Below are 26659 nucleotides of genomic sequence, written 5' to 3'. Positions count from 1 at the left end.
TCAGATTTCAGTCGTTGGGCCAGGCATATTGCCCGGCGAAATCCACAACCACGTCATCGCTGGCCGATTGCTGCGTTGCCATACCCATGGCGACGGCCATCCAGCCGTCGCGCAGGGTCACCTGCGGGTCGATCTCGCCGCGCACCACGCGCACGAATTGCTCGTGCTGGTGGAAGGTGGAACCGTGGTGATCACCCGCCGTGGCCAGCGTTTCGTCCACCGGCACATCGATCACCGTCACCGCCGACTTGTCGCGCGGGCTGATCACCACCTTGGCCTCGGGCTGCGGGCCACGATGGGCGGGCCACATCCGCGCGGGACCGGGGACAAGGCATTCGATCTTGCCCTTCGGACCCACGGCCGAGATCTCTTCCTGATAGTCCGAGCCCTCGGCGAACATGCAGATCTCAAGCATGGCGCGGGCGCCATTGTCGAAATCGATGGCGGAATAGCCCGAATCCCAGATATCCGGCGCAACCCCATCCACCCGCTCGTCCTTATGGTTGGCCATCTGGCCGCCACTGCCCACGATGCGCACCGGATCTGCCTTGGTGATCAGGCGCATCAGGTCAAAGAAATGACAGCATTTCTCGACCATTGTACCGCCCGACTGGCTGTTGAAACGGTTCCAGTTGTTGACCTTGTGCAGAAACGGAAAGCGATGCTCGCGCAGGGTCAGCATCTTGACCCCACCGGTGGCCTCTTCAACCAGTTCCAGGAACTTGGCGATCGGCGGCATAAAGCGGTATTCCATCGCCACCCAGATCGGTGCGCCGTAATTCGCGGCCATCTCGGCCACGGTGGCACGGTCGGCCGGATCGGTGGCCAGCGGCTTTTCCACCAGGATCGGAAGGGTGCGCAGCGCCGTAATCTCGCGCAGTTGGTCCACATGCATATAGTTGGGGCTGGCGATCAGCAGGCAGTCCAGTTCGGGCGTCTGCACCAGATCCGCGATGGAGGTTGCAACCTTCGCATCAGGTACCAATTCCCGGGTCACGGCCAGCATACCGGCATCGGGTTCATACACCGCGCCGATCTTTGTGTCGGGGATCAGGGCAAGGTTGCGGATGTGTTCCTGTCCCATCATCCCGCAACCGATCACACCATATACCGTCGTCATGCCCTTGCCCCTCCGTATTATTGCAAGCCTACAGGGTCTGGCCGTGTTCTGTCATGGCGCGCGACTCTGTTGGCCTGTGTTTTAGGCCGTTTCGCGAGGTGAAGCAATAGTGTATCAATTTTGAGTCCCCCACCCGACAAGGCCGGCAGGGCAGGCGCGGGGCCTCAGGCCCAATCGCCGGAAAATCCCTTGGGGACCAACAAGATATCGCGATCCAGATCCTGCACCGACTTGCGCCCGCACAGCGCCATATTGGTGTCCAGCTCCTTGTGGATCACTTCCAGCGCGCGGGTCACCCCGTCCTGACCCATCGCGCCCAGGCCAAAGACCATCGCCCGGCCGACCATGGTGCCCGTGGCCCCCATGGCCAGCGCCTTCAGCACGTCCTGGCCGGACCTTATGCCGCTGTCCAGATGGACCTCGATCCTGTCGCCCACGGCGTCCAGTATCGGCGCCAGCATCCGGATAGAGCTCAGCGCGCCGTCGATCTGCCGCCCGCCATGGTTGGACACAATAATTGCATCGGCGCCGACATCCAGCGCCTTTACCGCGTCCTCGGGGTCCAGAATACCCTTCAGGATCAGCTTGCCGTCCCACCGGCGGCGGTATTCCTTGACCTTGTCCCAATCCAGCCGCGGGTCGAACTGTTTATGCGTCCACGCCATCAGGCTTTGCACATCGTCCACATCCTTGGCATGGCCGACGATATTGCCAAACTGCCGCCGCTTGGTGCCCAGCATGCCAAGGCCCCAGCGCCACTTGGTCGCCAGATCGGCGATCACCGGCAGGGTCAGCTTGGGCGGGGCCGACAGCCCGTTTTTCAGGTCGTTGTGCCGCTGGCCCAAAATCTGCAGGTCCAGCGTCAGAACCATCGCGTTGCATCCGGCATCCTTGGCCCGCGCGATCAGCCGGTCGGTATAGTCCTGATCACGCATCACGTACAGCTGAAACCAGAACGGCGCGTTTGTGGCTGCCGCCACATCCTCGATCGAACAGATCGACATGGTGCTCAGCGTGAAGGGCACGCCGAAATCGCGCGCGGCGGTGGCGGCCTTGATCTCGCCATCGGCGTGCTGCATGCCCAACATGCCGACAGGTGCCAGCGCCACGGGCATCGCCACGTCCTGACCAACCATCTGGCTGGCTGTGCTGCGCCCCTCCATGTTGATGGCCACACGCTGACGCAGGCGAATCTGTTCGAAATCCTTGCAGTTCTCGCGGAACGTCTGCTCGGTCCAGCTGCCCGACTGCGCATAGTCGTAAAACATCTTGGGGACACGGCGTTTATAGATGCGATGCAGGTCTTCGATACAGGTGATAATGGGCATGCCGAACCTCTGGTATTGGTCATAATGACTTACCGAAATCGAGGGGGTCGATCAATCCCTCACGGGGACCATCCCAACACCCAGACCATGGCCGGGATCGGTGCCACCGCCAACAGGACACAGGCCAGAAAGCCCGGCCAGCTAAACAGCCGCGACAGCCCGGCAAACAGCGCCAGCCCCCCGCCGCCACCGGCCACCGAGTTGCCGGGGATGTTGAACGCCACCGCCAGCGCCAGATAGCGATGCCGCAACAGCGCAGGCCCAATGGCCGCCGGTGCACGTTCCGCCAGCACCGCCTGGCGTTCGTGCGGGGTCATGCCGGCGGTGCGCTCGACCAGCTCTGCCGCCCGGCGCAGGTTCAGAAAGCGGAACACCCGTTGCAGCATCGCCGGCGGCACCAGCCGCCCCATGCAAAACGCCAGTGACAGCGCCAGCACCATGCACAGGTAAACCGGCAACACCACCGGCGCGCCAAAGGCCGCCAGCATGATCCACCCGATCTCGGCCCCCGGAACAAAGGGCAGGGCCGAGGCCACGACGAACAGCGCAAGGATCATCAGAACCATCTTGTTCATGGCAAAGCGATTGTCCTCGTCGGCCAGAACTTCGGCCTCCATCAGGAAGAACCCGCCCACCATTGCGCCGCCGCCAAACAGCGCGACCCACAAGGTCAGAACCAGAACCCAGCGCAGGGTGACGGGCCCGATCATGCGCGTGCGGACATGTGTGTAAGGGGATAGCCCATGCCTCACCCTAGCGGCAGTGGCGCATCTTCCCAAACGCTTCCGACACGTTCTCCAACACCATCGGTCACAAGAAACTCTACTGGAGGGTTGCATTTGGTTCGATATCGGACTAAATGGTGCGATATCGAACCAAAACACATCGGACCAAAAGCCATGAAACTCAACCGTCGAAATTTCCTGCGTCTTGCTGGTGGGGGCATTGTTGTCGCCGCTGGCGCTTATGGCGGCTTTGCCGCAACCCGTCGTCCCGATCAGGCTCTTGCGCCCTGGGCCGCCGCCGGTACGCCCACCGATCCGCGCCTTGCTGCGCTGTCCTACGCCATTCTTGCGCCCAACCCGCACAACCTGCAGCCCTGGATGGCCGAGCTTTCCGGTGACGCCACCGTGATCCTGCACCGCGACCCAACGCGCAACCTGCCGGAAACCGACCCGTTCGACCGGCAGCTGACCATCGGCATGGGCTGTTTTCTGGAGGTGATGCGCATCGCCGCCGCCCAAAACGGCCACACCCTGCAGACAGACCTGTTTCCGCAGGGCGAAGACGGCCCCGTCGCCCGCATCACCTTTGCGCCCGGCGCCACGCCCGACCCTCTGTTCGCGCAGATCCTGCACCGGCGCACCAACCGCCAGGCTTATGACGACCGCGCCATCCCCGCCGCAGACGTGGCCGCGCTGCGCAGCCACGGCGACATCCTGACCGATCCGGCGCAGGTCGCCCCCCTGCGTGACCTGACCTGGACCGCCTGGATGACCGAGGTTCAGACCCACCGCACCCATATGGAAAGTGTCAATGTCATGCGGTTCGGCAAGGCCGAGATCAACGCCAACCCCGACGGCATCGCGCTGGGTGGTCCGTTCCTTGAAACCCTGATGCTGGTCGGGCAGCTTTCGCGCGAAGGGCAGGCCGACAGCTCCAGTTCCCAGTTTCAGCAAACCCTGAACGTGATCAAACCCAGCATGGACGCCACCTTTGCCTACGCGGTGGTCCGCACGCCGGGCAATACCCGCCGCGATCAGATCGAGGCCGGGCGGGTTTGGGTGCGCATGCAACTGGACGCCACCGCGCGTGGGCTGTCGATGCAGCCGGTCAGCCAGGCCCTGCAGGAATACCCCGAACAGGCGGAATACTATGCGCAGGTTCACGACATGCTGGCCGAACCCGGAGAAACGGTACAAATGCTGGGGCGGCTGGGCTATGGTCCGTCTATTGACCCCAGCCCGCGCTGGCCGTTGGACACAAGAATGGTGCATGCCTGAGATACATCCCGACCCCTTTGTTGCCTTGTTCTTCGAGGCCGGCATCATCAACCAGATCGGCACTACGTTCCTTGAAAAGCGCCTGTCTGATGGTCTGCTGGCCTCGCATTTCGGGGTGGTCAACCACCTGATGCGTGTGCGTGATGGCGCGACGCCTCTGGAACTGGCCCGCGCGTTTCAGGTACCCAAGACGACGATGACTCATACCTTGGCCGGGTTGGAAAAGCACGGGTTTGTGCAGATGCGGCCCAACCCGGATGACAAGCGGTCAAAACAGGTCTGGCTCACCGATGCTGGCCGCGCCTTTCGCGACGAGACGCTGGCCGCTGTTGGCCCCATCTTTGCCGAGATCGCGCGGCGGTTTGATCGCAAGGATGCCGAAGATATCCTGCCCACGCTTACCGCGTTCCGACAGATGATCGACCAGTTGCGCGACGAGATGGACTAAGAAACGCCTGCCGTTCAACTTTGCGCGAAAGACCGCGGGTTGGCGATCAAACCGTTGTAATGAAACGCTTTATGGCCGCGACATGCCTCCACCAGCGGATACCGGGCAGGGCCGCTGCAAAATCGCCAGCCCTCTGGGGCGGTCTGGCGATCAGCCGGGCGCCTGCGGCGCTGTTAACCGGCTGACGGCGTAAACCTAAGCCCGATGCGCCCCATCGGCCAGCGACGCCACATAGGCCAGGATCTCGGGCACCGGTTTGCCTTCTTCGACCAGCTTCACGATGGCCGATCCCACAACCGCCCCATCCGCCACGCCGGCGATGGATTGCGCCGCCTCGGGCGTCTTGATGCCAAAACCCACGATCACCGGCAGGTCGGTCGCCGATTTGATCCGCGCCACTTCCGGCGCCACGTCGGTTGCCTGAGCCTCGGCCGCGCCGGTGATCCCGGTGATCGACACGTAATAGACAAAGCCGCTGGTGTTTTGCAGCACCTTGGGCAGGCGCGCGTCATCGGTTGTGGGTGTGGCCAGACGGATGAAATTCATTCCCGCCGCCTGCGCCGGAATGCACAGCTCGCTGTCTTCTTCGGGCGGCAGGTCCACCACGATCAGCCCGTCGATCCCGGCCGCCTTGGCGTCTTCCAGAAACCGGTCAACGCCGCGGCTGTAGATCGGGTTGTAATAGCCCATCAGCACAATCGGCGTGGTCTGATCGGTCTCGCGAAAGGCCCGCGCGGTGGCCAGCGTTTTTTCCAGCGTCATGCCGCCATCCAGCGCGCGTTGCCCGGCCAACTGAATGGTGGGGCCATCGGCCATCGGATCGGTAAAGGGCAGGCCCATCTCGATGATGTCCACGCCCGCGCCGGGCAGGCCCTTGATGATCTCCAACGCCGTCGCCTCATCCGGATCGCCGGCCATCACATAAGCCACAAATGCTTTCTTACCCTCGGCGCGCAACCGCGCGAATGTGTCGTCGATCCGGGTCATCGGGTCCCTCGTGTTCAGCCTTCTGTGCGGTGTGCGCTATGGCCGCCGGAAAATCAATCAGGTTTCGACAAAATCCTCGGCGTTCGGTGGGGCCAAAACTTTAATGAACGGGCCTCTGATAGCCGCGAAAGTTACAAGAAAACTTGCAATTTTCCGATTTCGGCGGGCTTTGGGGCTGGCCCCTTGCGCCGCCCTCCAACTGCCCCTAGAAGCATCCCGAGTTTTCGATGGAGACGACCAATGGGTTTCAAAACCGGGATTGTAGGGCTGCCGAATGTGGGCAAGTCGACGCTGTTTAACGCGTTGACCAAAACCGCCGCGGCGCAGGCGGCAAACTTTCCGTTTTGCACCATCGAGCCCAATGTCGGCGACGTGGCCGTGCCCGATGCGCGGCTGGACAAGCTGGCGCAAATCGCTGAATCCAAACAGATAATTCCGGCGCGCATGACCTTTGTGGATATCGCCGGGCTGGTCAAGGGCGCCTCGCAGGGCGAGGGGCTGGGCAACCAGTTTCTGGCCAATATCCGTGAATGTGACGCCATTGCGCATGTGCTGCGTTGTTTCGAGGATGACGACGTCACCCATGTCGAGGGCCGCGTAAACCCGGTCGAAGACGCCGAAGTGATCGAGACCGAATTGATGCTGGCCGACATGGAAAGCATTGAAAAGAGGCTACAAAATATCGTCCGCAAGGTCCGCGGCGGCGACAAGGAAGCCGTTCAGCAAGAGCGTTTGCTGCGCGCCGCACAGGCGGTTTTGGAGGAGGGCAAGCCCGCCCGTACCGTCGATGTGGCCGAGGATGACCAGAAAGCGTGGGAGATGCTGCAGCTGCTGACCACCAAGCCCATCCTTTATGTCTGCAACGTGGCCGAGGACGAGGCCGCCGAGGGCAATGCCCATTCCGATGCGGTGGCCAAGATGGCCGCCGAACAAGGCGCTGCCTCAGTGGTGATCTCGGCCCGGATCGAGGAAGAGATCAGCCAGCTGGAAGCTGATGAGGCCGAAATGTTTCTGGGCGAAATGGGGTTGGAAGAGGCTGGGTTAGACCGCCTAATTCGTGCGGGATATCAACTGCTTGGCCTGCAGACCTACTTTACCGTGGGCCCCAAGGAAGCGCGCGCCTGGACCATTGCCCAGGGCACCGGCGCGCCGGCCGCGGCGGGTGTTATCCATGGTGATTTCGAGCGCGGGTTTATCCGTGCCGAAACCATCGCCTATGCCGATTACGTGGAACTTGGCGGCGAACAGCCGGCGAAAGAGGCGGGCAAGATGCGCGCCGAGGGCAAGGGCTATGTCGTCAAGGATGGCGACGTGATGCACTTCCTGTTCAACGCCTAGGTCGCGCCCAGCAGCGGTTTCAGCAGGCCCTGCGGGCCTTTTTCAACCAGGTCGGCATAGGTCCGCGCGATGGGGCTGGCCAGTGTGGCGCGCAGCGAAGTGTCGGCCGGAAAGACGCCTGGCAACGCCACCATTGCCGCGACGAATTCCGGGCCGTCGGGCAGGCTGGCCGCGGCGCGGATCTGGTCGGCCAGCGGGTCTTGCAGGGGGGCGAAATCTGGGTTCAGCACGGCCTTGCGCACAAAACCCATCCAGCCCGCCACACCGGCGGTAATCAATGGCCATTCCGCGCCACGTTTGGCCAACACGGACGCACCGGCCAGCAGTCTTTGGGGCAGTTTCTGGCTGCCATCCATGGCGATCTGCACGGTCTTGTGGCGCAAGGCGGGGTTTGAGAATCTTTCAATTAAATCATCGGCATAACCGGTCAGGTCAACGCCGGCCGGGGCCGCGATGCTGGCCGCTTGCTCGGTCAGCATCAACGCACGTGTGGCCGCGCGCAATGTGGGATCATCCATGCAATCCGCCACGGTTTCATATCCGCTGAGCGCCCCGAGATAGGCAATGAACGAATGCGGGCCATTCAGCATGCGCAGCTTCATATCTTCGTAAGGCGCAACATCCGAGACCATCAGCGCACCGGCCTTTTCAAAGGCTGGACGACCGGCGGCAAAGCTGTCCTCGATCACCCATTGGCGGAAGGGTTCGCACAAGATGCCGTTAGGGTCGTCGCGCCCCGCGCATTGGGCGATCAGGGCGCGGCTGTCGTTGGTCAGCGCCGGCACGATCCGGTCCACCATGGTGGCCGGAAAGCGGCATTCCTGTGCGACCCAGGCGGCCAGGTCTGGATCGATCCGCTTGGCCATACCCAACACCGCTGCGCGGCAGAGCGCGCCGTTATGAGGCAGATTATCGCAGCTGAGCACCGTCACCCCGCCCAGCCCCGCAGCGCGCCGCCGGGCAAGACCCCGCAAGATCACGCCCACCGCACTGCGCGGGGCATCAGGGTTTGCGATATCGGCGGCATTGGCGGGCAGGGCGGGGTCAAAGGCACCGTCCGTCAGGCCATAGCCTTTTTCGGTGATCGTCAGGCTGATGATCGACAATGGGGCCGAGGCGATCAGGTCGGGCAGGGCTTCGGATCCGTCGCGGGCGGGGTGGGCCGTACCGATCACGCAACCAACCGCGCGCGTATCCGTACCGCTGCCATCCTGCGCAACAACGTGGTACAGGCCGTCTGCCGCGTCCAGTTCCGACAGTTCTGCCGCGCCGGAATTCAGACGTGCCGCCACGACGCCCCAATCGCCATCCGTCTGGTCAAGAACCTCGTCCAGATAGACCAACTGATGCGCCCGCGCAAAGGCGCCGAACCCGATATGCAGAATACGGGGGCGCAGCAAGGCGCGGTCATAGCTGGGCGAAGTGATCGTCATTACATTGCCTTTCAGGCAAACGGGATGGCGGTGCCCGGCAAAATGGGGTTGCCGTCGATGAACAGCGTTCGGCTTTCGGATGCCGGCAGGCGCGGCGTAATCCGTGCCCAAGCGTTCTGATAGGCGCCGCTTTGGGCCCAGTCCAGCGCGACAGCGTTGTCCGCGCTGCGCAGTATGAAACTTGTTTCACGCGCAGGGCCATTTTCAGTTTCGCCATCATCCTCGTATAGGTCCGAGGAACGGGCAACGCAGCCATCGGGGGCGGGAAACAGGGCCAGATCGCCATTGGCCATTGGCACAACCGCGCCCCCGCGAACGTATAAGGGGATCGAGGCCAGGTCGACCGGACGCTGGACCGTTTGGCCACCTGCCAGCCAGGTACCGGTTTCAAAGTCCCACCACCCCTCGGGGCAATCGGGCAGGTAAAGCACACGCTCTACTGCAAGGGGTTCGATCACCGAGGCAACCAACAGATCGGGGCCAAACATGAACTCGAACTGTGCGTTTGTGGCTTTGGGATCGTCCGGAAACTCCATGACCAGCGGGCGCAGCATCGGTTGGTCAGTGGTATGGGCCAGCCAAAGCTGCGTGTAAAAATACGGCATTAATTGCACCCGCAGGGCCATTGCGTCGCGTACAAGGTCAATGACCTCGGCGTGCATCCACGGCTCGTTCGCGGTGCCGTCATCGTTCCAGGAGTGGATGGTGAAGCGTGGGTGGAAAATGCCGTTCTGGACCCAGCGCAGGAACAGCTCGGGCCCCGGTTTGTCGCCAGCGAACCCGCCGACATCGTGGCCGATATTGTAAAACCCCGACAGGCTGAGCCCCAGCCCCATCGGGATGTTCCAGCGCAGCGTGTGCCAGCTGGTGCGGTTGTCGCCGGTCCAGGTTTGCGCATAGCGCTGGGTGCCGGGCATGGCGCAGCGCGAGATCAGATAGGGCCGCTTGCCCGGCGCAAAACCGCGCTGTGCATCGTACGAAGCGCGGGTCATCAGGTGGCCATGCAGCGGGCGGATCAGCCCGGCGGGCAGGGCCTGGCCAAAACCGGCGCACTGGGCGTTGTGATCCCAGACCTCGAACTCGTTATTGTCGTTCCAGGTGGCGGTGACGCCTTTGTCCAGCAGCTGGGTGCGGACGTTGTCCTGCCACCAGCGGATCGTGTCGGGGTTAGTGAAATCCAGATGGCTGCCATTGTCATCCCAAAAGGGCGAGACCTCGGCCTTGCCGGTTTCGCTGTCGCGGATGAACAGGGGTTCGGCCTCGGCATATCGGGGGTGATCGGTCAGCAGCACGGGTTTGATATTGGCCACCAGCCGCACGCCGGCCTGATCGAACTGGGCGGCCAAAGCGGGGAAGTTGGGGAACTTGTCGGTGTTCCAGTTGAAGACGTACCGTTTGCCATTGATCGAGGTATAGCCCGACGACATCTGGAAACTGTCGCACGGGATGTCATGGGCCGCGATCTGGTCCAGAAACCCGGCCATCTGATCCTGCGCATCGGGCGCGTCGGTATAGGCCATGGTCGAGCCGGAATAGCCCAGCCCCCAGCGCGGCATAAACCCCATGCCGCCGATCAGCCGGTGTTGCGCGCGGACGACTTCGGCCATGTCGGGGGCCCAGTGCAGATAGAATTGCAGGTCGCCATCCTCGGCCCGGAAGGCGCGATAGGGGGCGTGGTAATTGTCCAGCTCGTTGCCCAGATCGAACCAGCAGGTGGCCATCGTGTCGTAAAACAGGCCCAGCGTGCCGGCGCCGGGGCGCGTGGTCAGGGTGAAGGGGATGTGTTTATAGAGCGGGTCGGTGGTCTCGGCGTTATAGCCCAGCGCGTCGAGGTTGCGCATCTCGAACCGGCGGCCGCTGCGGTCCAGCGGCCCCGATTTCTCGCCCAGCCCATAGAACCGGTCGTCGGGGTGGCGGGCCATGAAATGCGCGTGCTTGTGGTCGGCGGTCCCCAGCAGGTAGGCGCCCGTGGGCCGGTCGGCGGCGATCTGGACCCAGTCATCGCCCATCCGCGCCTGCCATGTCAGCGTCAGCGGCGTTTGAACCGTCACCCGCAGGGTATCGGTTTGCAGGATCAGCGTGCCGTCATCCTCGCGCAGCGTGACATCGGGCAGGTTGAACCCCGCCACCGCGTCCCGGCTGCGGCCCGTCCAAGGCACATCGCCGTCGGGCGCCACCGACCAGCTGCGCCCTTGACGATACGCGCCGTCCTTGGTCAGCGTGACGCGCGCCAGGGCGGGGCCAAGGAATTCCACCTTGAACGCATGCCGCCCACCCACGCGCAGGACCGCGCCATGGGGCAACACATCGGCCAGCTGCCAATCGCATAACGGCTTCATTGGTAGCCAAGCAGCAATTGCGGCAGGAAAAGGCTCAACTCCGGCACATAGGTCACCACCAGCAGCAGGCACACCAGCACGGCATAAAAGGGCAGCAGCGGGCGGATCACCTGACCGATCTTCACATCCCCAACCGAGCAGCCCACAAACAGCGCGGAACCGACCGGCGGCGTGCAGATGCCGATACACAGGTTGAACGTCATCATCACGCCGAAATGCACCGGATCCATGCCCAGATCGCTAACCACGGGCAGGAAGATCGGGGTAAAGATCAGCAGGGCCGGGGTCATATCCATGAACGTGCCCACCGCCAACAGCGCGATGTTGATGATCAACAACAGCACCAGCGGGTTTTCCGACAGCGCCAGCAAGCTGTCCGAGATCGAATAGGGGATATCGGCAAAGGCCATCGCCTTGGACATCGCGATCGAGCAGCCGATCATCAGCAGTACGATCGACGTGGTCACCGCGCTTTCCAGGATGATCCCCGGCAGTTGGCGCCAAGTGATCTCGCGATACCAGATCAACGCCAGGAACAGGGTATAGATGACCGCGACGGCCGAGGCTTCGGTGGCGGTGAACACGCCGCCGACGATGCCGCCCATCACGATCACGATCAGGCCCAGCGGCAGCGCGGCGTTCAGCGCCTTTTCGGCCACCTCGGCCCAGCTGGCGCGTGGGGCGATGGGGTATCCGCGGCGCTTGGCGATGACACCGGCCACGAACATCAGGCTAAGGCCCATCAGGATGCCCGGCACGTATCCGGCCACGAAAAGGGCGGCGACCGAGGTGCCGTTGGTGATCAGCGAATAGACGATGAAGGTGGCGCTGGGCGGGATCAGCAGCCCGGTGGGGCAGCTGGCCACGTTCACGGCGGTTGAAAAGGCGGGGTCGTATCCTTCCTTCTTCTGCAACGGCGCCATCACGCCGCCCACGGCGGCGGCCGAGGCGACGGCCGAGCCCGAGATCGAGCCGAACATCATGTTGGCGATCACGTTGCAATGGGCCAGCGCGCCGGGCAGGCGGCCGCCCAGAACCTTGGCGAACTCGATCAGCCGCAGGGCGATGCCGCCGCGGTTCATGATATTGCCGGCTAGGATGAAGAACGGGATTGCCAGCAGGGTGAAACTGTCCAACCCCGAGGCGACCTGCTGCGCAACGATAAAGACCGACTGATCAAAGCTCATGAACAGCAGGAAGGTGGCCAGCGCGGCCAGACCGATGGCAAAGGCAATCGGCACGCCCAGAACCATCAGGATGGCGAAGGTGCCGAACAGGGTGGCGACGGATTGAATGTCCATGATCTGCGCCCCTTAATCCAATGGTCCGCCGGGGGCGGTCGGCCCCAGCTGTTCAGTTGGGCCGCGACCGGTGCGCAGCAAGTCGATCAGGAAGATCACGCAGTAATACAGCATCGCCGAACCCGCGAAGGGAATGGCGATGTAGACATAGCCCATTGGCAGGCGAAGTGCAGGCGACACCTGCCCGGTTTTCAGCGTGCGCGCCACAAGGTCCAGCCCGCCATAGATCATCACCACCCCGGCAAACCCGGCAATCGCCGTGATGATCAGCAGATCCACCACCCGTTTGCGCAGGCCGGTCGAGGTGGACGACAAAAGGTCGATGGCCAGATGCCGCCGTTGGCCCAGCGTGTAGGCCCCGCCCAGCAGTGCCACCCAGATGAACAGAAACCGCGCCATTTCATCGGTCACCGTGCTTGGCGTGCCCAGCACATAGCGCGAAAAGACCTGCCATGTGACACAGGCGACAAGAACGGCGAATGCTGCAATGATCACGACACGCAGCACCCCGTTCACAACCATGGTTGTGTGGTGCATCTCTCTCTCCCTTTGGGCCATGAGTGGCGCGGAATCGCTAATTGGTCAACCAATTTCGAAAAATGTTTGACTAATCATCAAAATTGGTCGATCAATTTTCGCGAATTGTGGGATTCTGGCTGACCGCAATACAGATTTATCGGGCCAAATTCAACGAATCGGCTCGCCAATTCGCCAGATGGGAGGACTGGAAACATGAAATTCACCAAGATTACCGCGGCCGCGATGGTCAGCGTACTGGCATTGACAGGTGCAGCAAGCGCCAAGACCCTGCGTCTGAACCACAACAACCCCGAAGATCACCCGCTGCACAAATCCATGGAGTTCATGGCCGAGCGTGTGGAAGAGCTGACCAATGGCGACCTGAAGATCCGCATCTTTGCCAACGCGCAGCTGGGCACGCAGCGCGAATCGATGGAACTGATGCAGAACGGTGCGCTGGATATGGCGCGGTCGAACGCATCGGAACTTGAGGCGTTCGAAGAAAGCTATGGCGCGCTGAACCTGCCCTATATCTTCACCTCGGCCGATCACTATTTCGACGTGCTCAGCAGCGATGTGGGCGACGATATCCTGGCCGCGTCGGCCGATAAGGGCTTTATCGGGCTGACCTATTACATCGAAGGCGCGCGCAGCTTTTACGCCAACAAAGAGATCCACTCGCCCGCCGACCTGCAGGGCCTGAAGATCCGCGTTCAGCCCAGCCCCTCGGCCATCCGCATGGTGGAACTGCTGGGCGGCAACCCCACGCCGATCGCCTGGGGCGAGCTTTACAGCGCGCTGCAGCAGGGTGTTGTCGACGGGGCCGAGAACAACCCGATGGCGCTGACCAGCGCGCGTCATGGTGAGGTGTCGAAGGTTTATTCGAATGACGGCCACACCATGATCCCGTCGGTTGTGATGATCTCGACCCAGTCGTGGGAAGGTCTGTCGGCAGACGAACAAGCCGCCCTGCGCACTGCGGCCAAGGACAGCATGGTTTTCCACCGCACGCAGTGGGATTCGATGGTGGCCGAAGCCATCGAGCAAGCCAAGTCCGAGCTGGGTGTGAAGTTCATCGAGGTGGAGAAAGGCCCGTTCATCGAAGCGGTTCTGCCGATGCATGAAGAAGCTGCGGCGAATTCGCAGAAAGTGGCCGATCTGATCGACCGTATCAAGGCCATGGCCAACTAAGGCCCCTAAAACAAGGAAGAGCCGATGCTTGAACGCTCGGACCTGGCGGAAAACGCGCTGCAGGCGCTGCATGACGAGGCCTATGACGCCCCGTTCAATACGCAGAACCTGAACGCGGAAACGCTTCTCTTCACCGGCGGGCGCCATGCGCGCCCGCTGGATGGTGATTGGAATTTCTGTGTCGATCTGTTGGACACGGGCCTGCGCCAGAAATGGTTCGCGATGCTGCCCGAAGACCCGATCGACCGGCTTGAGCCCTGGGACTACGACCCCTATCTAGGCGAAACCGTGCCGGTGCCCGCGTGCTGGGCGATGCTGAAAGAGAAATGGTATTTCTTCGAAGGCTCGGCCTGGTACACGCGCGCGCTGGATATGGACGAGATCGCCGCCGACCAACGCTATTTCCTGCGGATTGGCGCGGCGCAATATGACTGCAAGCTGTTTCTGAACGGCGCATTCATCGGCAACCATTATGGCGGTTCCACTCCGTTTTGCGCCGAGTTGACGGGCCATCTGAAACCCGGCCGCAACTGGGTGATGGCCTGTGTGAACAACACCCGCACGCTGGACCGCGTGCCGATGCGCAACACCGACTGGTTCAACTATGGCGGCATCTACCGCGAGGTGGCGCTGTACCAGACCCCGCGCACGATGATCCGCGACCTGTTTGTGCACCTTGTACCCGATGGCACCTATGCGCAGATCCGCGTGGCGCTGCGCGTCGACGGGCCGGCGGACGGCCCGGTGCGGGTGGAAATCCCCGAATTGGACATCGTTCAGGACATTGCGATTGCCGATGACGGGGCGGGCGAGGCGGTGATGACTGCCTCGCCGGATTTATGGTCGCCCGAAACCCCGCGTCTTTACGATGTGACGGCGACGCTGGGCGCGGACCGGGTGACCGACCGCGTGGGTTTCCGCCAGATCGAACGCCGCGGGACCGAGATTGTGCTGAACGGCGTGCCAGTCTTTCTGCGCGGTATCTCGGTGCATGAGGATGACGCCGAAACCGGCAAGGTCACGTCCGAGGCCGACCTGCGCCGCCGGTTTCAGGATGCGCGCGAGCTGGGCTGCAACTTTCTGCGGCTGGCCCATTACCCGCATCACGAACGGGCGGCGGAGATTGCCGACGAGGTTGGCATGATGCTGTGGGAAGAGGTGCCGGTCTACTGGGCCATCGCCTTTGACAACAAGGCCACCTATGCCGATGCCAAAAACCAGCTCTCCGAGCTGATCCTGCGCGACCGCAACCGGGCCAGCGTGATCATCTGGTCGGTGGGCAACGAGAACCCCGACACCGATGCGCGGTTGGATTTTATGCGCGGGCTGGCCGACACCGCCAAGGCGCTGGATCCCACGCGCCTGACCTCGGCCGCGTGCCTTGTGAACCACGCCAAGCTGAAGATCGAGGACCGCCTGGCCGACCATATCGACGTGATCGGCCTGAACGAATATTACGGGTGGTACGAGGAGGATTTCGAAGACTTGGAGCGTATCGGCGTGAACTCGGCCCCCGACCGGCCCGTTGTGATCTCGGAAACCGGGGCCGATGGGGTGATCGAGCCGCAAGGACCAAAGGCGGGGCTGTTCTCGGAAGCCTACCAATCCGAGGTCTATCGCAAACAGATCGCCACCCTGCGCAAACTCGATTATGTTAAGGGCATGTCGCCCTGGATCCTTTACGACTTTCGCGTTGAACGCCGCCAAAATGCGTTCCAGCTGGGCTATAACCACAAGGGGCTGATTGCCGCTGACAAGACCACCCGCAAAGAGGCGTTTGGCATCCTTTCTGCCTATTACGCTGAAAGGGCCGCGGACGAATGACGGCAAAGCGGCGATATCAGGATGTGGCGGAACAGTTGGTGGCCCGGATCCAAACCGAGGGGTTCCAGCCCGGCGACAAGTTCCCAACCGAACGCCAGATCTCGGAAGAGATGGGCATCAGCCGCTCGTTGGTGCGCGAGGCGTTCATAATGCTCGAGATCGAGGGCTGGCTGGATGTCCGCAAAGGCTCGGGCAGCTATGTGAACGCGCGCCCCGAACCCGCCGCCGCGACGCTGCGGTCGGATGTGGGGCCGTTCGAATTGCTGCAGGCGCGGCAGCTGCTGGAATGCAACATCGCCGGTTTCGCCGCCTCAACCGTGACCAAGGCCGACATACTGCGCCTGCGCGAAACGCTGGCCCTGGAACGCGCGGCCATCGATGCGGGCGATGATGACTACAAGGCCGACCGGCAGTTCCATGTGCAGATCGCCGAGGCCACACAGAACTCCGTTCTGGTCGATCTGGTCGAAGAGCTGTGGGACAAACGCGAGGTCAGCCCGATGTGGGACCGCCTGCATCGGCGCATCTTTGACATGGGCTACCGGACCCAATGGCTGGACGATCACGAGGAAATCCTCGAGGCGCTGCGCCACCGCAACCCCGACCGTGCACGGCAGGCCATGTGGCAGCACCTTGAAAACGTGCGGCTGACTTTGCTGGAGTTGTCCGATGTGGGCGACCCGGATTTTGACGGATATCTCTACGCCGCTGCAGGCGGCATCGCCGGAGGGGCGTAAATGCAGGAATGTTGGCGTTGGTTTGGCCCCGAAGATCCGGTCTCGTTGGCCGATATCAGGCAGGCCGGAGCGACAGGCGTTGTGACCGCATTGCACGAATTGCCCAATGGCACCGTCTGGCCGGTGGATGCGATCCGCGCGCGCCGCGAGATGATCGAGGCCGCGGGTCTGACATGGGCCGTGGTTGAAAGCATTCCGGTGCACGAGGAAATCAAGATTGGCGCCGGCAACTGGCGGGCCCATGCGGATGCCTGGGCGCAGACGGTCCGCAATCTGGCGGCAGAGGGGATCACCACGATCTGCTACAACTTCATGCCCGTGCTGGACTGGACCCGGACCGAGCTGAACCATCCTCTGCCCGATGGCGCCTTGGCCTTACGGTATGATCACACGGCCTTTGCTGCGTTCGACATGCATATCCTCGCCCGTGAAGGTGCCTGTACTGACTATGACGCCGCCACTCAGGCCCGCGCCAAGGCGTGGATGGACGCCGCGACCGATGCGGATGTGCAGGCCCTGACCGACACGATCCTGGCCGGGCTGCCGGGGGCCGAGGAAAGCTATACGCTTGATAGCTTCCGCGCGCAGCTTGACGCCTATTGCTGCATCAGCGGTGACGGGTTGTTCGCCAACCTGACCGCGTTTCTGAAACACGTGCTGCCCGTGGCCGACGAGGTGGGCGTGGTGCTGGCCATCCATCCCGACGACCCGCCCTATGCCCTGTTCGGGCTGCCGCGGATCGTGTCGACGATGCAGGACCTGCGCCGCATTTCCGAGATTTGCTCGATGCAGGCCAACGGCTTTACCCTGTGCACCGGGTCGCTGGGTGTGCGGGCAGATAATGACCTGTTGATGCTGGCGCAAGAGCTTGGCCCGCGCATCCATTTCGCCCATCTGCGTGCTGTGCGGCGCGAAGAGGACGGGCGCAGCTTCTTCGAAGACAGCCATCTGGGCGGCGATGTCGACATGGTTGGCGTGATGCAGGCGCTGATGCGCCAGGAACGCGCCGATGGCCGCGTGATCCCGATGCGGCCTGATCACGGGCACCGCATCCTCAGCGATCTGGCGGTGAATTCGACCCCCGGCTATCCGGCCATCGGTCGGCTGCGCGGGCTGGCTGAACTGCGCGGCGTGGCGCGCACCCTGCAGGCGTTGGATCCCGATCTGGCCTAGCGCTTGTCGTAATACAGGCCAACCACATGTTCGGCCTGGGCAAAGAACAGCCAGCGCGCGGCCAGCACCCCAACCAGATGAGACAGGACGGCAATCGCGGCGGTTAAATGGCCCGGATCGGTGGCCAGGATCACCACGGGCAGGCCCACCATAAAGATCATCGACAGCACCCGCAGCCGGGCCGCGTGTTTGCGGCCAACCACGTAAACCATTTCCTTCAAAAGGAAATTTGTGCCGGTATGGGGCGGCTCGAACAGGCGCGGCGTGCCGATGTCGCCCAGTCCCGTGGCCGTTGACAGGGTTGATCCGGCCTCGGCAAAGCGCCGGTCGCCCACGCGCCAGGTGGCCAATTGCACCAGCCCGGCCAGGACCAGCAGCACCAGCGCCACGCGCACCTGGCCGGCCAGCAACGCCCCGCCACCCAGCGACAGCGACAGGAACAGGGCCGGGGTCAGCGGCTGGTTCCAGCGCGGCACGGTTTTCAGCTGCGTATAGATCATCGAGGTGGTGAACACCGTGCCCACCGACAGCGCCGCGCCGATCCATCCGATCACGCTCCAACGCTGGCCAAAGAACACCGCCCCCATCGCGAAGAGCCCCATGGAGATGAGCGCTGCGACGGCAAAACAGCCCTCGCGGCTGAGCCAGCTGCTGCGCCACTGGCTGAACGCCTTCATCGCGTTTTTCGGGTTGCCCAGGTGAAAGGTCGACGCGACCAGCCCGCCCACCGACAGCGCAAAGGCGATGGCGAAGAACACGAAGGCCACCCAGCCGGTGACATCCGGCAGGCCCAGCCCCAAAAAGGCCAAAAGGCCAAAGCCCAAACCCGACAGCGCGGTGAACAGGATCACGGAAGGGGCGGGATGCATCAGAGTTTCTCCAGCGCTTTGTCAAGCCAGCCCAGCAGGCCCGAGGGCGTCTCGGCCACCGGCTCCAGCAACGGGGCCAGCACGTCGATCTGCTCTTTCGGGCGGGGCGGCAGGTATTTGTTCACCGGGCGGGTGCCCTGTTCGGGCATCAGGTCCATGCCGCCGCGTTCGGCGCTCAGCCGCGAGACGTTGCTGTCGGGATCGGCGAAATCGCCGAAATGGCGCGCGCCGGCAGGGCAGGTGCGCACGCAGGCCGGTTCGCGGTCTTCTTCGGGCAGGTTCTCGTTATAGATGCGGTCGACGCACAGGGTGCATTTCTTCATCACGCCTGCGACCTGATCCAGCTCGCGCGCGCCATAGGGGCAGGCCCAGGCGCAGAGCGAACAGCCGATGCAGGCGTCTTCGTTCACCAGCACAATCCCGTCCTCGGCCCGCTTATAGCTGGCGCCGGTGGGGCAGACGGTGACGCAGGGCGCATCCTCGCAATGCAGGCAGGATTTGGGGAAATGCACGGTCTGGGCCGGGCCATCCTTGGGCGTCACCTCGTAGGTGTGAACCCGGTTCAGAAAAGTGCCCGACGGAGCCGCGCCATAGGCGTCGGCGTCGCCCAGCGGCACGCCGTAGTTTTCGGTGTTCCAGCCTTTGCAGGAAATCACGCAGGCATGGCAGCCCACGCAGGTATCCAGGTCGATGACAAGGCCCAGCTTGCGGTCGGTTTTGGCGGGCAGGTCGGTCATTTGCCCACCTTCCAGGCCAGGTCTTGCGGCCCTTTTCCCACCGGGGAGTGCTGCGGGTCAAACCCGGGTTTGGTTTCGGCGTCGGCGGGCGGGGCGGTTTTCTCGATCTTGACCTTCAGGTCGAACCACGCGGCCTGACCGGTGATCGGGTCCGAGTTCGACCAGCGCAGCCCGTCGCCCTTGGGCGGCAAAAGCTCGCCAATCAGGTGGTTCAGCAGAAAGCCCTTGGTGGCCTCGGGCGCGTCGTCAGACAGCGCCCAGGCGCCTTTGCGCTTGCCGATGGCATTCCACGTCCAGACGGTGTTGTCGTTCAGCCCACCATGCAGCGCGACGGGCACGGTGATTGAACCATGGGGGCTGCTGACCCGGGCCCAGTCGCCTTCGGCAAAGCCATGTGTGTCCCAGAGCTTTTGCGGGATATAGAGCGGGTTGCGCCCGTGAATCTGCCGCAGCCAGGCGTTTTGCGTGCCCCAGGAATGGTACATGGCCATCGGTCGCTGGGTCAGGGCCGTGATGGTGAACTCACCTTCTCTGGCGTTGCTTTCATACCAGTAGGGCAGCGGGTCCATATGGGTGCGCACGCGGTCGCGCAGATGCGCGGGCGGCTGGCGGTCGCCATGGCCCTCGGCCGCGCGTTGGAAATGGCGCATGGGCTCGGAATAAAGCTGAAAGAGGTAGGGTTGCGGCGTGTCGTAAAGGCCCAGATCAACCGCCCAGTTCTGATAGGCGCTGTTCCAGGGTTTGTAGAACTGCGCGGCTTCGGGGATGTGGTGGATGAAAAAGCCACCATTTTCGATATAGGTGTCGATCTGGTCGGGGTTCGGTGACCCGCGACCTGTGGCTGCGCCACGGGCCGGCGACCCACCCACCCCCGAACCTTCCGGGGCGGTGCGCCAGCCGGCAAGCGGGCCGATGCCGGGTTTGCGTTCGTGGTTGGTGATGTAATCGGCGTAGTCAGCATAGCGCGCGGTGCCGTCGTCGGTGGTGAAGCCCGGCAGTTTGAGTTTGTTGGCCAGCTGGATCAGCACGGTCTGAAAGCCGCGCACGTCGCGGTCGGGTTCGATCACCGGCCAGCGAATGGCGTCGGCGGCGGCCTCGGCCTCGCAGATCGGGCGGTCGAGCAGCGAGATACAGTCGTGGCGTTCCAGATAGGTGGTGTCGGGCAGGATCAGGTCGGCGAAGGCCACCATTTCCGAGCTGTAGGCATCGGAATAGATGATGCGCGGGATGACGTAATTGCCGTCATCATCCGTGTCGGTCAGCATCTCGGTCACGGCCTTGGTGTTCATCGAGCTGTTCCAGGCCATGTTGGCCATGTAGAGAAACAGCGTGTCGATCTTGTAGGGATCGCCCGCATGGGCGTTCGAGATCACCATATGCATCAGCCCGTGCGCCGACATCGGGTTTTCCCAGGTGAAGGCCTTGTCGATGCGCGCCGGGCTGCCGTCATCTTTCAGCGCCAGACCCTCGGGGCCGCGCGGGAAGCCCAGATGCGGGCCGTCCAGCGGGCAATCGGGTTTGGCGTGGCAATGGGGGGTGGGGTGCGCCTCGACCGGTTTGGGATAGGGGGGCTTGAAGCGGAAGCCGCCGGGCACTTCGACCGTGCCCAGCAGGATTTGCAGCATGTGCAGGGCGCGGCAGGTCTGAAAGCCGTTGGCATGGGCCGAGATGCCGCGCATGGCGTGAAAGCTGACCGGGCGGCCGGTCATGGTGGGGTGGGTTTCGCCGCGGAAATCGGTCCATTCGATGGGCAGGGTGAAGGCCTGGTCGAAGGCGACGCGGGCCAGTTCGGCGGCGATGGCGCCGATGCGGGGGGCGGGGATGCCACAGCGTTCGGCCACAGCCTCGGGCGCATAGTCGGGCGACAGGTAGCGTTCGATCAGCTGATAGAACACGGCGCGGTGGGGCCCGGAAGTGCCGCGCAGGTCGGGGCGGATGCCGGGCTTGTCGAACGGCGCCAGGTCACCTGTGTTGCGGTCGATGACCAGCGGTTTGTCATTGTCGTCCCGCAGGAACAGCCCGGTTTCGGCGTCCAGCAGCACCGGCGCGTTGGTATAGCGCGCCAGATAATCGAAATCGACCTTGCCAGCGCGCAGCAATTCGTGGACCAGCGCCAGGATGAACAAACCGTCGGTGCCCGGCGTGATGCCGACCCAGTCATCGGCAACAGCGTTATAGCCGGTGCGGATCGGGTTCACGCCGATCACCCGGCCGCCATTTGCCTTAACTTTGCCGATGCCCATCTTGATGGGGTTGCTGTCGTGATCTTCGGCCACACCAAACAGCATGAACAGCTGCGTGCGGTCCCAGTCGGGCTGACCAAATTCCCAAAACGCGCCGCCCATCGTGTAGATGCCGGCCGCCGCCATATTGACGGAACAAAACCCGCCATGCGCGGCATAGTTCGGGGTGCCGTAGTTTTGTGCCCAGAAGCTGGTGAAGCTTTGCGATTGGTCGCGGCCGGTGAAAAAGGCCAGCTTTTCGGGGTTGTCGCGGCGGATGGGTTCCAGCCAATCCGCGGCGATTTGCAGCGCTTCGTCCCAGCTGATTTCCTCGAATTCGCCCGATCCGCGCGGGCCCACCCGTTTCAGCGGCGTGCGCAGGCGCGAGGGCGCATTGACCTGCATGATCCCGGCGCTGCCCTTGGCGCACAGCACCCCCTTGTTCACCGGGTGGTCGCGGTTGCCTTCGATATAGGCCACCTTGCCGTCTTTCATATGCACGTTGATCCCGCAGCGGCAGGCGCACATATAGCAGGTGGTTTTGCGCACCTCATCGGAAACCTTGGGCGAGGTGTCGAGGCTTGGTTGTTGGAAGGTCAAAGAAGTGTCCCCGGGCAATCCTGATGTGTATCACTTGTGTATGACTTGCGGGCCAATTTCAAGCGATCAGCGACGGTTTTCTGCAGAATGCGCAATGTTGGAATGAAATTTCTATCAAAGCTTAAAATTTGGGAAACTGTTTCTCAAGGCATTTGTGCAAGACTGCAACGTTTTTGACAGGCTGTATGTCAACGAATTGCCATTGAAGATTTTCGTTGTTTCTGTCGCGAAATCGGTCAGATTGACCCCATGGTTGATGTGACATGCCCGAACTGTGGTGATAAATTTGCGCCCGTCATTGCGGGCCTCAAGATGACAAGTTGTGCGTCTTGTGGAACAGCCCTGTTTTTGCAGGACGACGTTGCGCGGCTGGCGGGTGAACAGGGTGTTATGCATGACGCACCAATGCTTTTCGGTGTCGGCGATCTGGTGATCAACGGCGGCGTGACGGTCGCGATCCATGGGCATGCACGGTTCAGCTATGGCCGCGGGTTTTGGGACGAGTTTTGGGGGCTGGACGAAGCGCAGAACCCGGTCTGGATCTCGGTGGACGAGGGAGATGTGGTTTTGCAGCGCAAAGTCCACGAGGCGCCAATTGACGCACGGGCCTCGATGGGCACCACGTTCAACATGATGGATGTCGAATACACCGTGACCGAGAGGGAAACGGCAGAATGCGTTGCTGTACGCGGCAGTTTCGATGAAGAACTCGCGGTTGGCGAGACCTTTACATTCTTGAATTGCACCGGCGAATATGGCGGGCTGGCCTCGGGTGAGTTCTGGCCACAGGGTGAGGCGTGGTTCGTCGGACGTTGGCTGGACCCGTTCGAAATCGAAATTGTGAGGGCCAATGGCGCGGCAAGCTGACCTGACGGCCATCAACTGCACCAGTTGCGGTGCGGGGCTGGACATCCTTGGTGGTGGCCGGGTGACCACGCATATCTGCCCCTATTGCGGCTCTGAACTGGACGCGACGGCCGGCTACAAGGCATTGCGCAAATACACTGAAATGCCGCGCCCCGATTCCCCGTTCAAGATTGGTATGGTGGGTCAGATCAACGGTGTGGAATTCACGATCATCGGCACACTTGGCTATGCCGAAGGCCGGTGGGAATGGGTGGATCACCAACTGTACTCGCCGACACATGGCTACGCCTGGTTGACGGTCGAGGACGGCCACATCACGTTTACCCGTCGCTTCCGCAAGGAAGTGCATCCCGGTTTCATAACCTCAAACCGCGTGGAACGGGCTGAGCACCGCCCCAGTGCCCACGCAGCAGGCCAACGTTACGAATACTACGAAACGTCCGAGCCAACGCTGACCTTTGCCGAGGGTGAGTTTACGTGGAGCCCTATGAAGGGCGCCAAGTCCACGTCTGTTTCCACCATGTCCGACAACGCGATGCTGACCTTTGTCGAAACCGAAAACGAGCGGGAGGTGGAACACAGCGTTTACCTCGATGCCGAGGAAACGCTGCAAGCGTTTGGCGCGCCCTCTGTAGCGCCTCGTGGCACCCACCCGCTTATGCCCTATCGCGAAATGCGCGACGAGGCGTTGCGCAAAAAGATTTTTATGGCGGCAGCGGCGGCCAGCCTCGTTTTGCTGGGTTTGCTATTGGCAGGGGGCAACGTCGTTCTTCCGCGCACCACATTCGACGCATCCGAACTGCCTGCTGAAATCACTTTTGACCTGACACGCCCCGGCAAACTGACACGGATCACCTTTGACGCGGATGTGTCAAACAGTTGGGCCGAAATGGATGTCACAGTGTACGACCCTCAAGAAGAGCCTCTTTTTGAAACCGGACGCCTCGTAGAACGCTATTCGGGTCGCGATTCCGAAGGGTCGTGGACCGAAGGATCAGGCACGGCCAGCCTGGTATTTCGTGCGCTTACCGCGGGGTCATATACAATCGAGGTGGACTTGGCGGCGGCTGGCAATTGGCAACGCACGGGCACGCCGGTCTCTGCAGTTTCCGTTGGGGCCGTTGAAGGTGTCGTCGCGATACGTTGGCTGATATACAGCAGTCTTCTGCTGGGGTTCGGGGCGCTGGCTGTGACCGGTCGCCACTGGCTGCACGATCGCCGGCGCTGGGCCGGATCCGATTGGGTTGAGGAGGACGACGACTGACATGTCACCAACAACCATTGCCATAGCCGCTGTTGCGGCCCTGATCCTGGGCGGGGCGGGCTATCTTTCCTATAACGGCGTCTGGGGTGAAAGCCGCGACCTGGACCGGTCAGTGCGCGTGGGCACTTATGGCGTTTCCGGGCGCATCAAGTAACGGAGGTTTCTTCATGGACATTTTCTCGGCCATCCAGCTGTCTGAAGTTGTCAGCACGATCCTGTACACCGCTTTGGGCGTTGTGCTGATGGGGGTCTGCTGGAAAGTGATCGACTGGCTGACGCCTTTTCCGATTATGAAAGAGATCGAACAAGATCAGAACATGGCGTTGTCGATCCTGATCGGGTCGATCTTTATCGCGCTGTCGATCATCATCGCGGCTGTTCTGCTTTCATGACATCGGCCTCTCGCGGTCGCGAGGTTTGGTTGCTGATTGCTACCTTTCTGGTAGCCGTCGCCGGATTGATCTACGAGCTGATTGCCGCGACCTTGTCGAGCTACTTGCTGGGCGATTCCGTCCGGCAGTTCAGCCTTGTCATCGGTGTGTTTCTGACCGCGATGGGGCTGGGCGCATGGCTGTCGCGGTTCGTGAACGCGGCGTTACCCGGCTTTGTTTGGGCGCAGATCATGCTGGGCGTTGTTGGCGGGTTCATGGCGCCTGCGCTGTTTTTTACCTATGCGGCAACAGGGTTGGTGCAGGGTCTGCTTTACACAATGCTGGGCCTTGTGGGCGTGCTGTCGGGGATGGAGATCCCCCTGATCGCCCGCGTATTGAAGGAAATCGGAGCGCCCGAGTTTCGCTTCGAAAATGTGCTCACGGTAGACTACGTCGGCGCCTTCGCGGCGTCCCTGGCCTTTCCGATATTAGTGGTTCCGCATCTTGGTTTGATGTCGGCCAGCCTGGCCTTTGGTGTGTTGAACCTGTGCGTTGCGGGGCTGTCATTGCTGGTTTTCCGCGGGCGCTTGGGATTTGGCGTACATGTGGTTTGGGCGGTGGCTCTGGTGGCCAGCCTTGCAGGGGTGTGGAAGTCCGAGCAGATGGTTGCTGTGGTGGATGCGGCCTTGTTCGAGGATGACGTGATCCTGTCGGAAACCACGCCATACCAGCAGGTGACCATAACCCGGTTCCGCGACCGCACCCGGTTGTTTCTGAACCATTCGATCCAGTTCGACAGCTATGACGAGCACCGCTATCACGAGGCGCTTGTGCACCCCGCAATGTCGCATGCCCCGCGCCGCGCGCGGGTGCTGATCCTGGGCGGCGGGGATGGTATGGCGGCGCGTGAGGTGCTGCGTTGGGACGATGCGCGCGAGGTGGTTCTGGTGGATCTGGACGCGCGCGTGACCGAACTATTCCGCGATCATGATGACCTTGCCGCCCTGAATGCCGGTGCATTATCGGACCCGCGCGTGCAGGTGATCAACCGCGACGCCTGGCAATACCTGGAACAGATGCCTGGGCCGTTCGACGTGGTGATCCTGGACCTGCCGGACCCGAAGTCGCTTAGCCTGTCAAAGCTTTACAGCCGCGAGTTTTATGGCTTGCTGGTTCAAAACCTTTCGGCACAGGGCGTTGTGACGACGCAGGCCGGATCACCGCTTTTTGCGCGGCAGGCGTTCTGGTCAATCGAGGCAACTTTGGCGGCGGTTTCCAACCCGTTTGCGCCGGGTAAAGGACTGGAAACACTACCCTATCACGCTTATGTGCCCAGTTTCGGCGACTGGGGGTTCGTGATGGCAGCGCCGGTTTTGGCGCGCGACGCGGCGGCGCTTCCTGGTGGGCTGCAATTCTGGACACCGCAGCAATGGGTGGCATCACAGGTCTTCGCCAGCGACATTGAGCCTATCGAAGCCGAGGTCAATAGCCTGCAGGACCATGCGTTGGTTGGGTATTACCTGGACGGATGGGACCGCTGGTTCCGCTAGGCCGAGCGTGCCACTTCGGTGATCTGTTCCCGCTTCGGCTGCAGCCCGTCGCGTAACACTTGTAGCGCCTTCAGTGGCTGGGCAGTGCCGCACATGAAGATATCGATCGCGGCAAACCCGCTTTCCGGCCACGTGTGGATCGAAATATGGCTTTCGGCCAAAAGGACCACGCCCGTCACCCCGCCCGCGCCGCCGAAATGGTGAAAACTGCACTCAAGGACGGTGGCGCCCGCGGCATTAGCGGCCGCGACCAGCGCGGCCTCGATCCGGCCAAGGTCGTCCAGCGCAGTGCAGCCGTGGAAATCGGCCAGCACGTGCAGGCCCGGTGAGTACTTTGCGTCGTCCATCATAGCGGTAGCCATACAAGCGAGGGGGCGGAAGGAAAAGCCTGCCGATGGTGCACGGAGTGGCCGGCGGCGCTCATCACGCCGTGGGCGG

24 protein-coding genes are annotated in these 26659 nt (G+C 62.3%); 12 read left to right on the top strand and 12 right to left on the bottom strand.

The features are described 5' to 3' along the window. Nucleotides 1-7: 7 nt before the first annotated feature. The 3 genes from ACMU_RS07720 to ACMU_RS07710 form a co-directional block, all read right to left on the bottom strand. The gene (locus ACMU_RS07720) at nucleotides 8-1120 is read right to left on the bottom strand and encodes a Gfo/Idh/MocA family protein (protein ID WP_035258120.1); all 1113 of its coding nucleotides are present in this window, start codon (nucleotides 1118-1120) and stop codon (nucleotides 8-10) included. A gap of 164 nt (nucleotides 1121-1284) precedes the next feature. Further along, nucleotides 1285-2448, bottom strand: a complete 1164-nt coding sequence (locus tag ACMU_RS07715; protein ID WP_035258119.1) for an alpha-hydroxy acid oxidase — start codon at nucleotides 2446-2448, stop codon at nucleotides 1285-1287. A gap of 59 nt (nucleotides 2449-2507) precedes the next feature. Next, complete coding sequence (locus ACMU_RS07710) at nucleotides 2508-3158, bottom strand: hypothetical protein (protein ID WP_051588151.1); 651 nt, start codon at nucleotides 3156-3158, stop codon at nucleotides 2508-2510. A 189-nt stretch (nucleotides 3159-3347) separates the two neighbouring features. On the opposite strand from ACMU_RS07710, the gene ACMU_RS07705 reads away from it, so the two are divergent. Beyond that, a complete protein-coding gene (locus tag ACMU_RS07705) occupies nucleotides 3348-4451 on the top strand; it encodes an Acg family FMN-binding oxidoreductase (RefSeq protein WP_035258117.1) in 1104 nt (367 codons plus the stop codon). Further along, entirely contained in the window at nucleotides 4444-4899 is a 456-nt protein-coding gene (locus tag ACMU_RS07700; protein WP_035258115.1) for a MarR family winged helix-turn-helix transcriptional regulator, read from the top strand. The genes ACMU_RS07705 and ACMU_RS07700 overlap by 8 nt, the downstream gene beginning before the upstream one ends. A 195-nt stretch (nucleotides 4900-5094) precedes the next feature. Here the strand turns inward: ACMU_RS07700 and trpA are convergent, their stop codons facing one another. Continuing rightward, nucleotides 5095-5886 (bottom strand): tryptophan synthase subunit alpha, encoded by a 792-nt coding sequence (gene trpA, locus ACMU_RS07695; RefSeq protein WP_035258113.1) that lies wholly within the window; start codon nucleotides 5884-5886, stop codon nucleotides 5095-5097. Nucleotides 5887-6126: 240 nt separating this feature from the next. Here trpA and ychF point away from each other — a divergent pair, with 240 nt between their 5' ends. Continuing rightward, nucleotides 6127-7224: a redox-regulated ATPase YchF gene (ychF, locus tag ACMU_RS07690; protein ID WP_035258112.1), complete on the top strand. Its 1098-nt coding sequence runs from the start codon at nucleotides 6127-6129 to the stop codon at nucleotides 7222-7224. Here ychF and ACMU_RS07685 read toward each other — a convergent pair. Genes ACMU_RS07685 through ACMU_RS07670 form a run of 4 tightly spaced genes read right to left on the bottom strand, consistent with a single transcriptional unit; the run spans nucleotide 7221 to nucleotide 12834 of the window. Then, nucleotides 7221-8657 carry a mannitol dehydrogenase family protein gene (locus ACMU_RS07685; RefSeq protein ID WP_051588149.1) on the bottom strand — a complete coding sequence of 479 codons (1437 nt, stop codon included), beginning with the start codon at nucleotides 8655-8657 and terminating at the stop codon, nucleotides 7221-7223. The genes ychF and ACMU_RS07685 overlap by 4 nt on opposite strands. A gap of 11 nt (nucleotides 8658-8668) precedes the next feature. Beyond that, nucleotides 8669-10996 carry a glycoside hydrolase family 31 protein gene (locus tag ACMU_RS07680; protein ID WP_035258110.1) on the bottom strand — a complete coding sequence of 776 codons (2328 nt, stop codon included), beginning with the start codon at nucleotides 10994-10996 and terminating at the stop codon, nucleotides 8669-8671. Then, nucleotides 10993-12297 (bottom strand): TRAP transporter large permease, encoded by a 1305-nt coding sequence (locus ACMU_RS07675; protein WP_035258108.1) that lies wholly within the window; start codon nucleotides 12295-12297, stop codon nucleotides 10993-10995. Before ACMU_RS07675 ends, ACMU_RS07680 begins: the two co-directional genes overlap by 4 nt. 12 nt (nucleotides 12298-12309) lie before the next feature. Then, nucleotides 12310-12834: a TRAP transporter small permease gene (locus ACMU_RS07670; RefSeq protein WP_035258104.1), complete on the bottom strand. Its 525-nt coding sequence runs from the start codon at nucleotides 12832-12834 to the stop codon at nucleotides 12310-12312. 195 nt (nucleotides 12835-13029) lie between these two features. On the opposite strand from ACMU_RS07670, the gene ACMU_RS07665 reads away from it, so the two are divergent. The 4 genes from ACMU_RS07665 to uxuA are packed head-to-tail and all read left to right on the top strand — an operon-like array spanning nucleotide 13030 to nucleotide 17741. Then, entirely contained in the window at nucleotides 13030-14007 is a 978-nt protein-coding gene (locus tag ACMU_RS07665) for a TRAP transporter substrate-binding protein (protein WP_035258103.1), read from the top strand. A gap of 24 nt (nucleotides 14008-14031) precedes the next feature. Continuing rightward, complete coding sequence (locus ACMU_RS07660) at nucleotides 14032-15831, top strand: glycoside hydrolase family 2 protein (RefSeq protein WP_035258100.1); 1800 nt, start codon at nucleotides 14032-14034, stop codon at nucleotides 15829-15831. Then, nucleotides 15828-16568, top strand: a complete 741-nt coding sequence (locus ACMU_RS07655; protein ID WP_035258097.1) for an FCD domain-containing protein — start codon at nucleotides 15828-15830, stop codon at nucleotides 16566-16568. The genes ACMU_RS07660 and ACMU_RS07655 overlap by 4 nt, the downstream gene beginning before the upstream one ends. Beyond that, complete coding sequence (uxuA, locus tag ACMU_RS07650) at nucleotides 16569-17741, top strand: mannonate dehydratase (RefSeq protein WP_035258095.1); 1173 nt, start codon at nucleotides 16569-16571, stop codon at nucleotides 17739-17741. On the opposite strand, the gene ACMU_RS07645 is transcribed toward uxuA, so the two are convergent. Genes ACMU_RS07645 through ACMU_RS07635 form a run of 3 tightly spaced genes read right to left on the bottom strand, consistent with a single transcriptional unit; the run spans nucleotide 17738 to nucleotide 22169 of the window. Then, on the bottom strand, nucleotides 17738-18610 hold the full coding sequence (locus ACMU_RS07645; RefSeq protein ID WP_035258092.1) for a dimethyl sulfoxide reductase anchor subunit family protein: 873 nt from the start codon (nucleotides 18608-18610) through the stop codon (nucleotides 17738-17740). The two genes, uxuA and ACMU_RS07645, sit on opposite strands and share 4 nt — an antisense overlap. Continuing rightward, nucleotides 18610-19347, bottom strand: coding sequence for a 4Fe-4S dicluster domain-containing protein (locus ACMU_RS07640; protein WP_035258089.1), 738 nt, complete (start codon nucleotides 19345-19347; stop codon nucleotides 18610-18612). The genes ACMU_RS07645 and ACMU_RS07640 overlap by 1 nt, the downstream gene beginning before the upstream one ends. After that, nucleotides 19344-22169 (bottom strand): molybdopterin oxidoreductase family protein, encoded by a 2826-nt coding sequence (locus tag ACMU_RS07635; protein WP_035258087.1) that lies wholly within the window; start codon nucleotides 22167-22169, stop codon nucleotides 19344-19346. Before ACMU_RS07635 ends, ACMU_RS07640 begins: the two co-directional genes overlap by 4 nt. Before the next feature lie 348 nt (nucleotides 22170-22517). Here ACMU_RS07635 and ACMU_RS07630 point away from each other — a divergent pair, with 348 nt between their 5' ends. Genes ACMU_RS07630 through ACMU_RS07615 form a run of 5 tightly spaced genes read left to right on the top strand, consistent with a single transcriptional unit; the run spans nucleotide 22518 to nucleotide 26221 of the window. Continuing rightward, entirely contained in the window at nucleotides 22518-23036 is a 519-nt protein-coding gene (locus ACMU_RS07630) for a DUF4178 domain-containing protein (RefSeq protein ID WP_236626222.1), read from the top strand. Further along, nucleotides 23020-24300 carry a DUF4178 domain-containing protein gene (locus ACMU_RS07625; RefSeq protein ID WP_035258083.1) on the top strand — a complete coding sequence of 427 codons (1281 nt, stop codon included), beginning with the start codon at nucleotides 23020-23022 and terminating at the stop codon, nucleotides 24298-24300. Before ACMU_RS07630 ends, ACMU_RS07625 begins: the two co-directional genes overlap by 17 nt. A 1-nt stretch (nucleotide 24301) precedes the next feature. Then, complete coding sequence (locus tag ACMU_RS19575; RefSeq protein WP_169737932.1) at nucleotides 24302-24454, top strand: hypothetical protein; 153 nt, start codon at nucleotides 24302-24304, stop codon at nucleotides 24452-24454. 13 nt (nucleotides 24455-24467) lie between these two features. After that, the gene (locus tag ACMU_RS07620; protein WP_035258081.1) at nucleotides 24468-24692 is read left to right on the top strand and encodes a DUF350 domain-containing protein; all 225 of its coding nucleotides are present in this window, start codon (nucleotides 24468-24470) and stop codon (nucleotides 24690-24692) included. Next, the gene (locus tag ACMU_RS07615; protein WP_035258078.1) at nucleotides 24689-26221 is read left to right on the top strand and encodes a polyamine aminopropyltransferase; all 1533 of its coding nucleotides are present in this window, start codon (nucleotides 24689-24691) and stop codon (nucleotides 26219-26221) included. Before ACMU_RS07620 ends, ACMU_RS07615 begins: the two co-directional genes overlap by 4 nt. Here ACMU_RS07615 and speD read toward each other — a convergent pair. After that, nucleotides 26218-26568, bottom strand: a complete 351-nt coding sequence (gene speD, locus ACMU_RS07610) for an adenosylmethionine decarboxylase (RefSeq protein WP_152544553.1) — start codon at nucleotides 26566-26568, stop codon at nucleotides 26218-26220. The genes ACMU_RS07615 and speD overlap by 4 nt on opposite strands. Nucleotides 26569-26659: the final 91 nt, after the last annotated feature.

The organism is Actibacterium mucosum KCTC 23349 (assembly GCF_000647975.1).
Taxonomy (GTDB): Bacteria; Pseudomonadota; Alphaproteobacteria; order Rhodobacterales; family Rhodobacteraceae; genus Actibacterium; species Actibacterium mucosum.
The sequence above is the reverse complement of the archived record's forward strand: the minus strand, read 5'-3'. Positions and strand labels throughout refer to the sequence as shown.

What these genes read in the sequence shown, in the direction of transcription:
- ACMU_RS07645 (WP_035258092.1), bottom strand. Translation starts at nt 18,610, where the DNA reads ATGCATCCCGCCCCTTCCGTGATCCTGTTCACCGCGCTGTCGGGTTTG.
- ACMU_RS07655 (WP_035258097.1), top strand. Translation starts at nt 15,828, where the DNA reads ATGACGGCAAAGCGGCGATATCAGGATGTGGCGGAACAGTTGGTGGCC.
- ACMU_RS07640 (WP_035258089.1), bottom strand. Translation starts at nt 19,347, where the DNA reads ATGACCGACCTGCCCGCCAAAACCGACCGCAAGCTGGGCCTTGTCATC.
- speD (WP_152544553.1), bottom strand. Translation starts at nt 26,568, where the DNA reads ATGGACGACGCAAAGTACTCACCGGGCCTGCACGTGCTGGCCGATTTC.
- ACMU_RS07720 (WP_035258120.1), bottom strand. Translation starts at nt 1,120, where the DNA reads ATGACGACGGTATATGGTGTGATCGGTTGCGGGATGATGGGACAGGAA.
- ACMU_RS07715 (WP_035258119.1), bottom strand. Translation starts at nt 2,448, where the DNA reads ATGCCCATTATCACCTGTATCGAAGACCTGCATCGCATCTATAAACGC.
- ACMU_RS07680 (WP_035258110.1), bottom strand. Translation starts at nt 10,996, where the DNA reads ATGAAGCCGTTATGCGATTGGCAGCTGGCCGATGTGTTGCCCCATGGC.
- uxuA (WP_035258095.1), top strand. Translation starts at nt 16,569, where the DNA reads ATGCAGGAATGTTGGCGTTGGTTTGGCCCCGAAGATCCGGTCTCGTTG.
- ACMU_RS07660 (WP_035258100.1), top strand. Translation starts at nt 14,032, where the DNA reads ATGCTTGAACGCTCGGACCTGGCGGAAAACGCGCTGCAGGCGCTGCAT.
- ACMU_RS07615 (WP_035258078.1), top strand. Translation starts at nt 24,689, where the DNA reads ATGACATCGGCCTCTCGCGGTCGCGAGGTTTGGTTGCTGATTGCTACC.
- ACMU_RS07625 (WP_035258083.1), top strand. Translation starts at nt 23,020, where the DNA reads ATGGCGCGGCAAGCTGACCTGACGGCCATCAACTGCACCAGTTGCGGT.
- ACMU_RS07700 (WP_035258115.1), top strand. Translation starts at nt 4,444, where the DNA reads ATGCCTGAGATACATCCCGACCCCTTTGTTGCCTTGTTCTTCGAGGCC.
- ychF (WP_035258112.1), top strand. Translation starts at nt 6,127, where the DNA reads ATGGGTTTCAAAACCGGGATTGTAGGGCTGCCGAATGTGGGCAAGTCG.
- ACMU_RS07665 (WP_035258103.1), top strand. Translation starts at nt 13,030, where the DNA reads ATGAAATTCACCAAGATTACCGCGGCCGCGATGGTCAGCGTACTGGCA.
- ACMU_RS07705 (WP_035258117.1), top strand. Translation starts at nt 3,348, where the DNA reads ATGAAACTCAACCGTCGAAATTTCCTGCGTCTTGCTGGTGGGGGCATT.
- ACMU_RS07675 (WP_035258108.1), bottom strand. Translation starts at nt 12,297, where the DNA reads ATGGACATTCAATCCGTCGCCACCCTGTTCGGCACCTTCGCCATCCTG.
- trpA (WP_035258113.1), bottom strand. Translation starts at nt 5,886, where the DNA reads ATGACCCGGATCGACGACACATTCGCGCGGTTGCGCGCCGAGGGTAAG.
- ACMU_RS07710 (WP_051588151.1), bottom strand. Translation starts at nt 3,158, where the DNA reads ATGATCGGGCCCGTCACCCTGCGCTGGGTTCTGGTTCTGACCTTGTGG.
- ACMU_RS19575 (WP_169737932.1), top strand. Translation starts at nt 24,302, where the DNA reads ATGTCACCAACAACCATTGCCATAGCCGCTGTTGCGGCCCTGATCCTG.
- ACMU_RS07620 (WP_035258081.1), top strand. Translation starts at nt 24,468, where the DNA reads ATGGACATTTTCTCGGCCATCCAGCTGTCTGAAGTTGTCAGCACGATC.
- ACMU_RS07685 (WP_051588149.1), bottom strand. Translation starts at nt 8,657, where the DNA reads ATGACGATCACTTCGCCCAGCTATGACCGCGCCTTGCTGCGCCCCCGT.
- ACMU_RS07670 (WP_035258104.1), bottom strand. Translation starts at nt 12,834, where the DNA reads ATGCACCACACAACCATGGTTGTGAACGGGGTGCTGCGTGTCGTGATC.